The 13,911-nt window shown below is 65.6% G+C and carries 14 protein-coding genes; 8 read left to right on the plus strand and 6 right to left on the minus strand.

Annotated features, from left to right (window positions below):
* Positions 1-35 precede the first annotated feature (35 nt).
* Complete coding sequence (locus tag DK261_RS06260) at positions 36-1,079, plus strand: purine nucleoside permease (protein ID WP_009048212.1); 1,044 nt, start codon at positions 36-38, stop codon at positions 1,077-1,079.
* A 250-nt stretch (positions 1,080-1,329) separates the two neighbouring features.
* Here DK261_RS06260 and DK261_RS06265 read toward each other — a convergent pair whose 3' ends face one another.
* The 3 genes from DK261_RS06265 to DK261_RS06275 form a co-directional block, all read right to left on the minus strand.
* Positions 1,330-2,286, minus strand: a complete 957-nt coding sequence (locus DK261_RS06265; RefSeq protein WP_009048211.1) for a zinc-binding alcohol dehydrogenase family protein — start codon at positions 2,284-2,286, stop codon at positions 1,330-1,332.
* Positions 2,287-2,329: 43 nt separating this feature from the next.
* The gene (locus tag DK261_RS06270) at positions 2,330-2,503 is read right to left on the minus strand and encodes a DUF1427 family protein (RefSeq protein WP_007930748.1); all 174 of its coding nucleotides are present in this window, start codon (positions 2,501-2,503) and stop codon (positions 2,330-2,332) included.
* Positions 2,504-3,367: 864 nt separating this feature from the next.
* Positions 3,368-4,147: a helix-turn-helix transcriptional regulator gene (locus DK261_RS06275; RefSeq protein WP_009048210.1), complete on the minus strand. Its 780-nt coding sequence runs from the start codon at positions 4,145-4,147 to the stop codon at positions 3,368-3,370.
* 212 nt (positions 4,148-4,359) lie between these two features.
* On the opposite strand from DK261_RS06275, the gene DK261_RS06280 reads away from it, so the two are divergent.
* Positions 4,360-4,587, plus strand: a complete 228-nt coding sequence (locus DK261_RS06280; protein WP_009048208.1) for a DUF6555 family protein — start codon at positions 4,360-4,362, stop codon at positions 4,585-4,587.
* Between the two features lie 170 nt (positions 4,588-4,757).
* On the opposite strand, the gene DK261_RS06285 is transcribed toward DK261_RS06280, so the two are convergent.
* Both DK261_RS06285 and glcC read right to left on the minus strand, forming a co-directional pair.
* On the minus strand, positions 4,758-4,928 hold the full coding sequence (locus tag DK261_RS06285) for a metallothionein (protein WP_016702767.1): 171 nt from the start codon (positions 4,926-4,928) through the stop codon (positions 4,758-4,760).
* A gap of 103 nt (positions 4,929-5,031) precedes the next feature.
* Positions 5,032-5,796 (minus strand): transcriptional regulator GlcC, encoded by a 765-nt coding sequence (gene glcC, locus DK261_RS06290; protein WP_016702766.1) that lies wholly within the window; start codon positions 5,794-5,796, stop codon positions 5,032-5,034.
* 231 nt (positions 5,797-6,027) lie between these two features.
* On the opposite strand from glcC, the gene glcD reads away from it, so the two are divergent.
* The 6 genes from glcD (at position 6,028) to DK261_RS06320 (ending at position 12,280) form a co-directional block, all read left to right on the plus strand.
* Positions 6,028-7,527: a glycolate oxidase subunit GlcD gene (gene glcD / locus DK261_RS06295; protein WP_009048205.1), complete on the plus strand. Its 1,500-nt coding sequence runs from the start codon at positions 6,028-6,030 to the stop codon at positions 7,525-7,527.
* The gene (gene glcE / locus DK261_RS06300; RefSeq protein ID WP_110175412.1) at positions 7,527-8,591 is read left to right on the plus strand and encodes a glycolate oxidase subunit GlcE; all 1,065 of its coding nucleotides are present in this window, start codon (positions 7,527-7,529) and stop codon (positions 8,589-8,591) included. The genes glcD and glcE overlap by 1 nt, the downstream gene beginning before the upstream one ends.
* Before the next feature lie 15 nt (positions 8,592-8,606).
* Complete coding sequence (glcF, locus tag DK261_RS06305; RefSeq protein ID WP_110175413.1) at positions 8,607-9,857, plus strand: glycolate oxidase subunit GlcF; 1,251 nt, start codon at positions 8,607-8,609, stop codon at positions 9,855-9,857.
* A gap of 12 nt (positions 9,858-9,869) precedes the next feature.
* Positions 9,870-10,271, plus strand: a complete 402-nt coding sequence (locus DK261_RS06310) for a heme-binding protein (protein WP_009048202.1) — start codon at positions 9,870-9,872, stop codon at positions 10,269-10,271.
* Between the two features lie 146 nt (positions 10,272-10,417).
* The gene (locus DK261_RS06315) at positions 10,418-11,887 is read left to right on the plus strand and encodes a PAAR domain-containing protein (protein ID WP_110175414.1); all 1,470 of its coding nucleotides are present in this window, start codon (positions 10,418-10,420) and stop codon (positions 11,885-11,887) included.
* A complete protein-coding gene (locus DK261_RS06320; protein WP_110175415.1) occupies positions 11,888-12,280 on the plus strand; it encodes a hypothetical protein in 393 nt (130 codons plus the stop codon). It begins immediately after the preceding gene.
* An 82-nt stretch (positions 12,281-12,362) separates the two neighbouring features.
* Here DK261_RS06320 and DK261_RS06325 read toward each other — a convergent pair whose 3' ends face one another.
* Entirely contained in the window at positions 12,363-13,682 is a 1,320-nt protein-coding gene (locus tag DK261_RS06325) for an Nramp family divalent metal transporter (RefSeq protein ID WP_038580317.1), read from the minus strand.
* Positions 13,683-13,911: the final 229 nt, after the last annotated feature.

Consider the following 13,911-nt stretch of genomic DNA (forward strand, 5'->3'; position numbering starts at 1 on the left):
GCGGCAAGCTGCAAGTCAAGAGCCATGGAGGTTTTATGAATGTGATGACCCGTCTTTCCCTGTCGGTTGGTCTGGCTGCCGGCACTCTGCTGTCCTGCGGCGCCTGGGCGAGCGAAACGGCTGCGGCACCGATCAAACCCAAGGTGATGCTGATCACCATGTTCGCCCCCGAGGCCCAGCACTGGATCGAGCGCCTGGAACTGAAACAGGAAGTGCGCGTCCCGGGGCTATCGGCGGAGTACCCGGCGATACGTTGCAATACCAAGGACGTCTGCCTGCTGGTCACCGGCATGGGCCAGACCAACGCCGCGGCCTCGACCCTGGCCCTGGCGCTGTCGCCGAAATTCGACCTGCGCAAAAGCTATTTCCTGGTCGCCGGGATCGCCGGCATCAGCCCCAAATACGGCACCATCGGCACCACCGCCTGGGCCCATTACCTGGTGGAATTCGGCACCCAGTGGGAACTGGATTCGCGGGACGCGCCCAAGGACTGGCCAACCGGCTACCTGGGTATCAACACCAAGGGCCCGAACGAGAAACCGCCGCTGGACTACAAGACCGAGGTCTTCGAACTCAACCCGAAACTGCAGGCCAAGGCCTTCGCCCTGTCGCGTCGGGTAAGCCTGAGCGAAAGCAAGGAATCGGCGGCCTGGCGCCTCAAGTACCCGGCGGCGCCGGCCAACCAGCCGCCGGTGGTGACCCAGTGCGACACCCTGGCGGGCAACACCTGGTTCTCCGGCACCCGCCTGAGCGAGCGGGCCGAGGTCTGGACCCGCCTGCTGACCGACAACAAGGGCGAGTACTGCACCACCCAGCAGGAAGACAACTCGACCTACGAAGCCCTGCTGCGCGCCAGCCGCGAAGGCCGGGTGGACGTGCAGCGGCTGGCGGTGGTCCGCGCCGGCTCCGACTTCGACCGCCCCGAGCCGGGCGGCAGCGAAGTCGACAACCTGCTCAAGTACGCCGACCAGGGCGGTTTTGTCCCGGCCCTGGAAAACCTCTATCGCACCGGTAATCCGCTGGTGCAGGACATCCTGAAGAACTGGTCGGCGTGGGAGAAAGGTGTGCCGGAGGCGTAAGCGCATAACGCCTGCGACTTTGGTTACGAGGTTGTCTGGGCTGACGCCGTCGCAAGCAAGGTCCAGACACGACACAGACCCCAACCTGTAGCCGCTGCCGCAGGCTGCGATAGGTCCGAAGGACCTCAACATAGGCTCCGAAGGACCTCGGCGAACTCAAGATCGCCGCGCCCCTTCGGGGCGATCGCAGCCTTCGGCAGCGGCTACACAAAGCCGGGCCAGCCTGCCGATTCAGGCGGGTTGGCCACCCTTACGGCAACAGGATCACCTTCTCGCCGCTGCCCCGATTGACCTCGTGGTAGCGCTCGACGCCCTGCTCCAGCGGCGATTCGAACAGCCCCTGCGGCAATGGCAACAGCCCTTCATCGAAGAACCGGCCGAACTGCTCGAGCATGGCCGCGCAGGCCTGCACGCCGTACAGCAGCGAGTTGATCCCGACCACCGAGCCGCCCTTGCGGTACAGGCCCAGGGCCGGCAACTGCACATGGCCGTCCACCGGCGCGGCGATGATGGCGATGCGGCCGAACGGCGCCAGGGCCGCGACCGAGGCCGGCAGCCAGAAGCCGGTGGTGTCGAAGATCACCTCGGCGCCGCCGGCGAACACGGCGTTGACCTGGGCCCCGAGGTTTTCCGGCTGGTCCAGCTGCACGGTCTCGAACCCTTGCGCCTGCAACGCCTTGACCTGCTCCGGGCGCCGTGCGGCGGCCAGCAGCCGGGCTCCGCGAATCTTCGCCAGGGCCAGGGCGGCGCTGCCCACCGCCCCGCCGCCAATCACCAGCAAGGTGGTGCCGGCGCCCACTCCGCTGCGCTCCAGGGCATCCCAGGCGGTGGTGTAAGGCACGCCCAGGCTGGCGGCCTGGGCAAAGCTCAGGTGCGCCGGCTTGTGCGCCACGCCCTTGGCCGACAGCGCCACGTACTGGGCATGGGAGCCGTCCGCGTAGAACCCCAGCTCTTTGCCGGTGCCCCAGACCTCCTGCCCCACCAGCTCCCGGGGCCCGTCCACCACCACCCCGGCGAAATCCCGCCCGGGAATGCGCGGCACGGTGGTGTAGGGAAAACGCCCGAGCACGTTCTTCACATCGCTGGGGTTGAGGCCGGCGGCCTTGATCTGCACCAGTACCTGATCGGCGGCCGGCACCGGGGTCGGCACCTCGACGTAGTGCAGCGACGACAGATCGCCGGTCTTGGAAAATTGCAGGGCGTGCATAAGCGCCTCCATGAACAGGAATAAATAAAAGGATCGAAAAGCCTCAGGACAACCAGTTGCTCACCAGTTGCCGGCCCATGGGCCACAGCTGTTCGCCGGCGAGCATGCCGAGCAGCCCGACCAGGGCGATGGCCGGCGGCGCCGGCGAGCGAAAGTTCAGGGCGCCATAAAGCAGGCCGACGCCGAGGCCAATAGCGAGAGAGATGAGGTAATGCATGACGAACTCCGGGCAGTGCGCCGCGCCTGGGCGGCGGCGATTGGGCATGCCGGGAGTGTAGGGAGCGAAAACCTGCGCAACCGGCCAAGCACTTCAGGATTTCGGCCAATCTGTGGGTATGAACGTGTAAGAGCGAGGCTTGGCTGCGATGGCCCCGACGCGGAATGTCTGGCGGACCGCGTTACCGTTCATCGCGAGCAAGCTTCGCTCCTACGGGATTGCAGCGCCCACACAATGGATGCCTGTGCGCAAAGCCCCGTAGCCGCTGCCAAGCCGCGCGAGGCTGCGGAGGCTTGCCCGCAATAGCCCCGGCGCGGAATGTCTGGCGGACCGCGTTATCGTTCATCGCGAGCAAGCTTTGCTCCTACGGGTATTGCGGCGCCCACACAATGGATACTTGTGCGCAAAGCCCCGTAGCCGCTGCCAAGCTCCGCGAGGCTGCGGAGGCTTGCCCGCAATAGCCCCGGCGCGGAATGTCTGGCGGACCGCGTTACCGTTCATCGCGAGCAAGCTTCGCTCCTACGGGTATTGCGGCGCCCACACAATGAGTGCCTGTGCGCAAAGCCCCGTAGCCGCTGCCAAGCCGCGCGAGGCTGCGGAGGCTTGCCCGCAATAGCCCCGACGCGGAATGTCTGGCGGACCGCGTTACCGTTCATCGCGAGCAAGCTTCGCTCCTACGGGTATTGCGGCGCCCACACAATGAGTGCCTGTGCGCAAAACCCCGTAGCCGCTGCCGAGCCGCGCGAGGCTGCGATCGACTGCGCAGCAGGCGCAAAGCCTGAGAATGCAGTGGGCCTGGATAAACGCGGTGGCCCGGTCGCAGCCTCGCGCGAGCTCGGCAGCGGCTACAGGGATGACAGGCACTCAGGCGCGGGCTTCTCCGGCCGCGTATTGCGACGGGGCCAGCCCCAGCTCGCGGCGGAACATGTCGCTGAAGCTGCCGGGGGAATACCCCAGTTCGCGGGCGATGGTGCTGACCGGCACGCCCTGGATCAGCTCGGCCGCGGCCGTGGCCAGTTGCACCTGGCGGCGCCACTCGGCGAAGCCCATGCCCAGGCCGTCCTTGAACAGCCGCGCCAGGGTGCGCACGCTGGCGCCCGCCGCCTCGGCGTGGCGCTCGAAGGGAATGTCCAGGGAAGGCGCGGCCATCACCGCCTGGCAGAGATTGATCAGGCGCCGGTCGGAACTGTCCGGCAGTACGATCTTCAACTGCGAGCGCCGGGCGCGCTTGAGTTCCAGCAGGGCCAGGTTCACCAGCGCATCGTAGTACTCCGGCTGCGGCGCTCCCTCATGCTCCACCAGACGCACGATCAGCTCGCGCAGCAGGTTGTCCACCTGCAGCACCTGCACCTGGCTGTCGAGGGTCGCCGCCAGGCTCGGGCGCAGATAGATGTTGCGCATCTGCAGGTCGGTGACCACGCGGATCCCATGGGGCACGCCCGGCGGCAGCCACACCGCCCGTTGCGGCGGCACCACCAGCGCCTCGTTCGGCGTCTCGACCCACATCACCCCGCTCATGGCATACAGCAGCTGCCCCCAGGCATGTTCGTGGGGCTCGATGAACAGGCCACGCGGATAGGTGCGCGCCAGGGGTTGTACCGGCACATCGGTGTCGCTGAGGTCGGGAGGTGCGGCAAGGGCCATGGCCGGGCATCGTCGTCAAGCAGGGGGGCCCATGGTAACCCCGCCGATCCGCCTGGAAAACCGCGAAAAAGCATCCGGACGGACACCACAGGGCCAGGCAATAACCCGTTCGGATGCCTGCCCGACCGCTGATACCCTTGCTCGACAATCCGAGTGAATTTTTCCCTGCCCGCGCGGGTCACTAAACCATCACAGGGAGGATTGATAGCTTTATGAACAACGCAAAACTTTTCGTCATCGAATACACCCTGCACGGCGCCCCCAAGTCCTTCATCATCCGCTCGGAGAAGATGGACAACGCCGAGGCGTGGCATTGGGCAAGCTGCGACGCCGGTGTCGGCCGCATCGGTCGCTTCGGCCTGGAACGGGTGAAAAAGACCAGCAAACCCCTGGCGGAAAAATTCGGTATCGAGAACGTCACCTGGCGACCGTCGACCTGATCCAACCGAGGCCTTGGGCGTAGGGCGTGATACGCCACGGCGTTGGATGATCGAGCCATGCCGAACGCGGCCACCTGCAACTGGATCGACGCTCGCAAACAGGACGCTCGCAACTGGAAAGTGGAGCCCTGAGCGGCTCCACTGCTTTTCCACCCGACAACTTCAACCCGTCAGTGGTGCGCACCCTTGGCGCAATCGCAGCCTTCGGTAGAGGTGCAGGGTTCGCCGTTGGCGTGGTGGCTGGCGCAGGCCTGGCAACAGTAGTGCTTGCCGTGACGGACGATGGCATGGGCGCCGACCTTGCAGGTGCAGCCCGGGCAGGCACAAGTCTCGTTGGACATGGGGTGACTCCTTTGTGGTGGTCGTCGACGACGCGAATGTTGCCGCGTCTCTAGCAGTGTAGTGGCTGCCCGTCGCCGCCATTGGCCCCTGGTCGCGGCGGATTCAGTTCCAGCCTTCCAGGCGCAAGGTTGCCCGCACCAGGCGCTGCTCCTCGTTTTCGATCTCCCGCAGGTTGTCGCAGAGGCCCTGGATATGCGCGATGGCGGCCTTGCGCGCCTGTTCCGGCAGGCGCCCGGTGACAGCGTTGTAGAGCCGCGCGTGCTGGCGGTCGATCTGGCGTTTCTGCGCCTGGCGGTGGTAGAGGTTGTTGACCGAAGCAAACACCGAGTTGAGCAGCAGGTCGGTCAGCGAGCGCAGGGTCTGCACCAGCACCGGGTTGTGCGAGGCCTCGCAGATCGCCAGGTGGAAGGCGTGGTCCAGCCGCGCATGGGCCGAGGCATCAAGGGTCTGGTCGTGGGCGTCCAGCAGCGCCTGATAGGCACGGCCGATCAGCACGAAATCGGCATCGGTGCCGCGCAACGCCGCCAGCCGCGCCGACTCGCCTTCCAGCAGGCTGCGCACTTCGAACAGGTCGTAGAGGGTGCGCGGCTGGGAGCTGAACAGATGCATCAGCGCCGAAGTCGCACCCTGCCCCGACAACTGGGCGACAAACGAGCCCTTACCCTGTTCGGTTTCGATGATGCCCCGCGCCCGCAGCAGTTTCAGGCCCTCGCGCAACGCCGTGCGCGACACCCCGAGCTTTTCCGTAAGGCGCCGCTCCGAGGGCAGCAGCTGGCCGGTCTTCAGTACGCCGTCGACGATCAGGCGTTCGATGCGTTCACAGACCACATCCGCCACCTGGTGCCGGGTCGAATCCTTGCTGTGCATGCGCCCTCCACTGGTATGACCAGCTGTGAAGAAAAAACCCGATCAAACGGATCATCAGGCTAGTCCACTGAAATACTTAAGTTTTTATAAAAAACCCGGCATCGCTGGCGAAACAAACTGGTTCGACCAGTCCCCGGCCCCGTGGACAGTAAGGCCAGCCGGGCCAATGATGCAACTGAGCGGCCTGTCCGCCGAGCGCTCATAAAAACAACTCAGGGTCGTTAGCCACCCATGAATATCCTCTACGACGAACGCGTCGACGGCGCGCTGCCCACAGTCGATAAAACGGCACTGCTCCAGGTACTGCGTCAACGCCTGCCCGACCTGGACCTCCTGCACCAGAGCGAAGACCTCAAACCCTACGAATGCGACGGCCTTTCGGCCTACCGCACCACACCGATGCTCGTAGCCCTGCCACGGCATATCGAGCAGGTGCAGGAACTGCTGCGGATCTGCCATGAACGCCGCGTGCCGGTGGTCGCCCGGGGTGCCGGCACCGGCCTGTCCGGCGGCGCCCTGCCCCTGGAACAAGGCGTGCTGCTGGTAATGGCGCGCTTCAACCAGATCCTGCATATCGACCCCGCCGCCCGCACCGCGCGGGTCCAGCCCGGAGTGCGCAACCTGGCGATCTCCCAGGCCGCCGCGCCGTTCGGCCTGTATTACGCCCCCGATCCGTCTTCGCAGATCGCCTGTTCCATCGGCGGCAATGTCGCGGAAAACGCCGGCGGCGTGCACTGCCTGAAATACGGCCTGACCGTGCACAACCTGCTCAAGGTGGAGATCCTCAGCGTCGAAGGCGAACGCCTGACCCTGGGCAGCGACGCCCTGGATGCGCCCGGTTTCGACCTGCTGGCGCTGTTCACCGGCTCCGAAGGCCTGCTCGGGATCATCACCGAAGTCACGGTCAAGCTGCTGCCCAAGCCGCAGCTGGCCAAGGTGCTGCTGGCGGCCTTCGACTCGGTGGAAAAAGCCGGCCGCGCGGTGGCCGATATCATCGCCGCCGGCATCATCCCCGGCGGCCTGGAGATGATGGACAACCTGGCGATCCGCGCCGCCGAAGACTTCATCCACGCCGGCTACCCGGTGGACGCCGAGGCCATCCTGCTGTGCGAGCTGGACGGTGTCGAAGCCGATGTCCACGACGACTGCGACCGGGTCCGCGCGGTGCTCGAACGGGCCGGCGCCACCGAGGTCCGCCAGGCCCGGGACGAAGCCGAGCGGGTGCGTTTCTGGGCCGGGCGCAAGAACGCTTTCCCGGCGGTGGGCCGGCTGTCGCCGGACTACTACTGCATGGACGGCACCATCCCGCGCCGCGCACTGCCGGGGGTGCTCAAGGCCATCGCCGCGCTGGCCGCCGAATACCAGCTGCGGGTGGCCAACGTGTTCCATGCCGGCGACGGCAACATGCACCCGCTGATCCTGTTCGACGCCAACCAGCCCGGCGAACTGGACCGCGCCGAAGCCCTGGGCGGCAAGATCCTCGAACTGTGCGTCGCGGTCGGCGGCAGCATCACCGGCGAACACGGGGTCGGCCGGGAGAAAATCAACCAGATGTGCGCCCAGTTCAACAGCGACGAGCTGACCCTGTTCCACGCGGTCAAGGCGGCCTTCGACCCCGGCGGCCTGCTCAACCCCGGCAAGAACATCCCGACCCTGCACCGCTGCGCCGAATTCGGCGCCATGCACGTGCACGCCGGGCAACTGCCCTTCCCCGAGCTGGAGCGTTTCTGATGACGGCACACGCGGATAACGATGCCAGCGGCGCACTGCTGGAACAGGTCGAGCAGGCGCTGGCCGACGGCACGCCGCTGCTGATCCAGGGCGGCAACAGCAAGGCCTTTCTCGGCCGCATGACCGCCGGCGAGGTGCTCGACACCCGCGCCCATCGCGGCATCGTCAGCTACGACCCCACCGAGCTGGTGGTGACGGTCCGCGCCGGCACGCCATTGCAGGAACTGCTGACAACGCTGGATGCCGCCGGGCAGATGCTGGCCTGCGAGCCGCCGGCCTTCGGCGACGGCGCCACCGTTGGCGGCATGGTCGCCGCCGGGCTGTCCGGCCCACGGCGGCCCTGGGCCGGTTCGGTGCGCGACTTCGTCCTCGGCAGCCGGGTGATCACCGGCACCGGCAAGCACCTGCGTTTTGGCGGCGAGGTGATGAAAAACGTCGCCGGCTACGACCTCTCGCGCTTGCTGGTGGGCAGCTACGGGTGCCTCGGGGTGCTTACCGAGGTGTCGCTCAAGGTCCTGCCCAAACCCCGCCAGTGCCTCAGCCTGAGCCTGGAAATGGACAGCGCCAAGGCCCTGGCCCGGCTCGCCGACTGGGGCCAGCAACCGCTGCCCATCAGCGCCGCCAGCCATGACGGCCAGCGCCTGCATCTGCGCCTGGAGGGCGGCGAAGGTTCGGTGGCCGCGGCCCGCGATCGCCTGGGTGGCGAGCCCTTGGCCGCCGATTACTGGGCCGACCTCAACGAGCAACGCCTGGTGTTCTTCGACGAAGGCCTGCCGCTGTGGCGCCTGTCGCTGCCCAATAACACCGGCGTCCTGGAGCTGCCCGGCCAGCAGTTAATAGATTGGGCCGGCGCCCAGCGCTGGCTGAAATCCGCGGCGCCCGCGGAGCGCATCCGCAGCCTGGTGGAGCGCGTCGGCGGCCACGCCACCTGCTACAGCCACGGCCTGCTGGACAGTCCGTTCCAGCCATTGCTGGCGGTGCTGCTGCGCTACCACCGCCAGCTCAAGGCGCAACTGGACCCGCAAGGGATCTTCAACCCCGGCCGGCTCTACGCCGAGCTCTGAACGGAGACCCGCAGCATGCAAACCACCTTGAGCGAACAGGCGCGCCAGCTGCCCCGCGCCGCGGAAGCCGAAAGCATCCTGCGCACCTGTGTGCATTGCGGTTTCTGCAACGCCACCTGCCCCACCTACCAGCTGCTGGGCGACGAACTGGACGGGCCGCGGGGGCGCATCTACCTGATCAAGCAGGTGCTGGAAGGCCACGAGGCCACGGCCAAGACCCAGCTGCACCTGGACCGCTGCCTGTCATGCCGCAACTGCGAAACCACCTGCCCGTCCGGGGTGGATTACCACAACCTGCTGGACATCGGCCGCGCCGTGGTCGATGCCGCCGTCCCCCGGCCCCTCGGCCAGCGCCTGCTGCGCCAGGGCCTGCGCGCCCTGGCGCCGAACCCGGCGCTGTTCAAGGCACTGATCGGCACCGGCGCCACCTTGCGCCCGTGGCTGCCCGAGGCCGTGCAAGGCAAGCTGCCGCGCCAGGTACAGCCGGCCAAGGCGCGGCCGACCACCGCCCACGCGCGGCGGGTCTTGCTGCTGGAAGGTTGCGTGCAGGCGAGCCTGTCGCCCAACACCAACGCGGCGACGGCGCGGGTCCTCGACCGCCTGGGCATCGCCGTGGAGCCGGTGGCCGAGGCCGGCTGCTGTGGCGCCGTGGATTATCACCTGGACGCCCAGGACGCCGGCCTGGAACGGGCCCGGCGCAATATCGACGCCTGGTGGCCGCACCTGGAAAATGGCGCCGAAGCCCTGGTGCAGACCGCCAGTGGCTGCGGCGCCTTTATCAAGGATTACGGCCACCTGCTGGCCCACGACCTGCGGTATGCCGCCCGCGCCGAGCGGGTCAGCGCCCTGGCCCGGGACCTGGTGGAAGTGCTGCGCGACGAGCCGTTGGAACAGTTGCACGTCCACAGCGACCAGCGCCTGGCCTTCCACTGTCCGTGCAGCCTGCAGCACGCGCAGAAACTCGGCGGCGCGGTGGAGGCGGTGCTCAAGCGCCTGGGTTTCGAACTCACCGAGGTGCCCGACAGCCACCTGTGCTGCGGCTCGGCGGGCACCTACTCGCTGACCCAGCCCGAGCTGGCGCGACAACTGCGCGACAACAAGCTCAATGCCCTGGAAAGCGGCCGCCCCGAGCTCATAGTCACCGCCAATATCGGCTGCCAGACCCACCTCGACGGCGCCGGACGCACCCCGGTGCGGCACTGGATCGAGCTGGTCGAGGCCGCCCTGCCGCCCCTGGATTCTTCCCCTCAACCCAATACCCCTTGAAAGGAGCACGCCATGCACAGCAAAGCCATCCTGGGTCATCGCGAAGTCCAGCGCATTCTTATCGCCGCGCGGGACGAGGCCGAGCGCAACCAGTGGCCGGTGAGCATCGCCATCGTCGACGACGGCGGCCACCCGCTGGCCCTCGAACGCCTGGACGGCGCCTCGCCGATCAGCGCCTATATCGCCGTGGAAAAGGCCCGCACCGCCGCCCTCGGCCGACGCGAGTCCAAGGGTTATGAAGAGATGGTCAACGGCGGACGCACCGCGTTTCTCTCGGCGCCGCTGCTGACCTCGCTGGAAGGTGGCGTGCCCGTGGTGTTCGACGGCCAGGTGATCGGCGCCGTCGGTGTGTCCGGGGTCAAGTCCGGGGAGGATGCCCAGGTGGCGCTGTTCGCCGCCCAGGCGTTGGATTGAGCTGCGAAGGCTGATCCATCAAGAGGGGTTGCAAGAAAAATATCAGGCAGACAATTACCGCCAGCCTTTCAGATTCCCCCGATTTTTTTTGCCTGAAAGGCGTTGCTACGTTCCCAAGGAAAACCTCATGTACAGGACGTTGCAACATGGCTTTCGTAGCACGACAAGGCGACCCCACCACTACTGGAGGTGTGGTCATATCGGGATCCGATACATCATTCATCGAGGGCCAAAGAGTCGCCCGTGTCACTGATACCGTCTGGTGCCCCATGTGCCAGACGGTCGGTTTCATCATCGAAGGACATGACACCTGGCTGGATACCCGACAACCCACGGCGGTCGACGGCAGCCTGGTGCAATGCGGCTGTCCCACAGGGACCCACCGCCTTGTCGCCACTCAGAAATCGACTCTCTCGGAAGACCAGCCGCCCATCCCCATCCACCCCGAATGGCTGCCACTGGGAGTCGCGAACTCGCAGCGCTGGGCCGAGGCGATACAGGAGGGATGGCCACAGAATGAGTTCGCGGACTCTGTACCCGGCGAGCAGGCCCGCGGGATGCGTTTCAAGGGTGCAGAAATCGTCCCGGAACTGCGCCCCATGCTCACCGACCACCAAAGCGTGGAGCCGGGCTTTCATATCGTCCAGTCGCCGATAAGCCGTGCCGCCCTTGAAACGCTTCTTTTCGGCCAACCCGATCCGGCGGTCCTGGAGAAATTTCGCCAGCTCAATTCCCAGCTACCGGAGCGGCTAAGACCAGGACACCTCGTAGTGTTGAGCCATCCCGACAATAACCTGTGTACCCGGGAAGAGTCGTTGTTGATGGAGGCTGCCGAAAAGGTCAGCATCGAACTGGAATCTCTTACGGATGAAGAGACGACATTCATGCTTCAGTACAGGTCTCAGGTGGCCTCGATCCTTGCATACAGCGGAACAGCTACTGGCGTGGGAACAGCGGCGATTGGTAGCCATGTCAACGAATTGAAAGGCACCTTGCAGGATATCGAGAGGCTCCACCAGACGTTCTTCCAACGAGATGGGCACCTGCGTAGCGCCGAGTTCTTTAGCGAGAGACGAAAGCTGTTTACACGCCTGGATAGCCAGTTGATCGGTATCACCAAAATGAGCGTTGCCTTTCCCGAGCATCCAAAGCTCAAAAGCGCCCTGGGAATTTCCAGCAGCCGCCTGGTCCACCGTTGGACCCAAGCGGGCGCAGCGGGCCAGATACCGGGTTACGCCACACACATGGAGGGCATTTCAAGGGCTTCCAGAGTGCTTAAATATGGCGGCTGGCTCGGTATGGCGCTCAGTGGAGAGGCGTCATACATGAAGGTTCAGGATGTTTGTACAGCAAGCAACAAAGACGCCTGCGAGAAGGTGAAACTCACCGAGGCCGGAAGCCTGACCGGTGGGATAGCTGGCGGAGTCATCACAGGCCCGCTACTGGGGACAGGCGTCGCAGGGGGTATTTGCGTAGCGATCGGGGTTCCGACCATGGGTGTCGGGGCTGTGACGTGCGGTCTGGTGGTAGCTGGTGGGATTGCTTACGGGCTTGGAACAGGTGGAGAGTCGGCCGGGGCGTTTTTGGGGGAGCTTATCTATGAAGCAGGGAAGTGAATGATCATTACCACCGCACACATCGTGCTGGGTGCCTGTATCGGGACCACCTTTCTAGGCATGTTCGGCTTGGGTGGGTATTACCTGTACCTGGGTTGTCGGCACATGGGTATCTTGCTGAGCAGCTCCAGGCACTGCTTATTGGTCAACAGGTACAAGTTCCATCTCCAGAGTGGACCCTGGGGAAAAATGGCGCTGGCGGGCGTGGTGGGGAGCGGCTTGTTGCTCGCCCCCTATCTCACCCGACACGGTTTGATGGACAAGGAAGATGTCGCCAACTTTCCTGAGCCGCTTAAAAGCAGATTGATTGTATCGCAGTGCGTTGGCTGGTTTCTGGTGCTGACTCTCTTGCTGGAAGTCGTCGCAGTCAAAGCGACCCACTATCAATCCTGACAAAAGGCCTCTGCTGAAAGCCGTTCAAGGGCCCTTCTCATGATCTAGCCTGTCCCAGTCATCGCCACATGCAGTTGCGTGCTTACACCACCAACTGCGCAATCAGCCAGGCATTGGCCCCGCTGATGATCGCGAACAGGCTCCAGGCGAGGATGCGGGTCGGCCAGCGGTTGACGAACACGCCCATCAACTGAGGGTCGCTGGTCATGCGGATCAACGGGTAGAGGGCGAATGGCAGTTGCAGGCTGAGCACCACCTGGCTCAGCACCAGCAGCTGGCCGACCGCGCCGTCGCCCATCAGCCACACGCCGACGAAGGCCGGCACCAGCGCCAGGCCACGGGTGATCAGGCGCCGTTGCCAGCACGGCAGGCGCAGGTTGAGGTAGCCCTCCATGATCACCTGGCCGGCGATGGTGCCGGTGAAGGTCGAGCTCTGCCCCGACGCCAGCAAGGCCACGCCGAACAGCACGCTGGCCAGCGCCCCGCCCACCAGCGGATCGAGCAGGTGATAGGCGTCCTGCAGCTCCACCACCTCGGTGTGCCCGGTACCGTGGAAGGCCGCGGCGGCGAGGATCAGGATCGCCGCGTTGACCAGCAGCGCCAAGGCCAGGGAGCCGATGGTGTCGATGCGCGCCAGCTTGATCGCATCCCGCCGGCTGGCCTCGTCCTGGCCCACCAGGCGGGTCTGCACGATGGAGGTGTGCAGGTACAGGTTATGCGGCATCACGGTGGCGCCGAGGATGCCGATCGCCAGGTACAGCGGCGCCGCCTCGCCGATCGCCGCCAGCGATGGCGTGAAGCCTCGCGCCACGTCCGGCCAGTAGGGTTTGATCAACAGCAGCTCGACGAAAAAGCACAGGCCGATGGTGCCCACCAGCACTAGCATGATCGCCTCCAGCCGGCGGAAGCCGCGGTTCTGCAAGGCGAGAATCAACAGGGTGTCGAAGGCGGTGATGACTATCCCGGTGGTCAGCGAAACCCCGAGCAACAGGTGGAACGCCAGGGCGCAGCCCAGGACCTCGGCAAGGTCGGTGGCGATGATCGACACCTCCGCCAGCAGCCACTGGGTACGCGCCGTGCGGGTGCTGTAGCGCTGCCGGCAAAGCTGCGCCAGGTCGCGCCCGGTGGCGATGCCCAGGCGCGAGCACAGGCACTGCACGGCCATGCCCGCAAGACTCGCCAGCAGCACCACGAACAGCAGGTTGTAGCCATAACGCGAGCCGGCCTCGATGGCGGTGGCCCAGTTGCCGGGGTCCATGTAGCCGATGGAAATCAGCAGACCGGGGCCGGCGAAGCGCAGGATGCGTTTGAACAGCGGCGCGGTGGGATCGACGACGATGGTGCCGGCGACTTCCGGCGGGCAGAAGGGTGCGGTACCGACTTTGGGGAGAGTGAATTTCACGCGGGCATCCGGAAGGCTGGAACGGTGGCCCAGCTTAGACGTTTCAGCGGACCGGCCCAAGCCTTGATAGCGCCCTGCCCCGGCCTTTTGCCGCCTTGCTTCTGTAGGAGCGAAGCTTGCTCGCGATAGCGGCCTATCAATCACCACAACAGCTGAGCCGCCCCCTTTTCCCCAACCATCCCACACCGCCCAACCACTCCTACAGCACCCGCATTTTCAGGCATGATGC

Source organism: Pseudomonas sp. RW409 (assembly GCF_003184125.1).
GTDB lineage: Bacteria > Pseudomonadota > Gammaproteobacteria > Pseudomonadales > Pseudomonadaceae > Aquipseudomonas > Aquipseudomonas chlororaphis_I.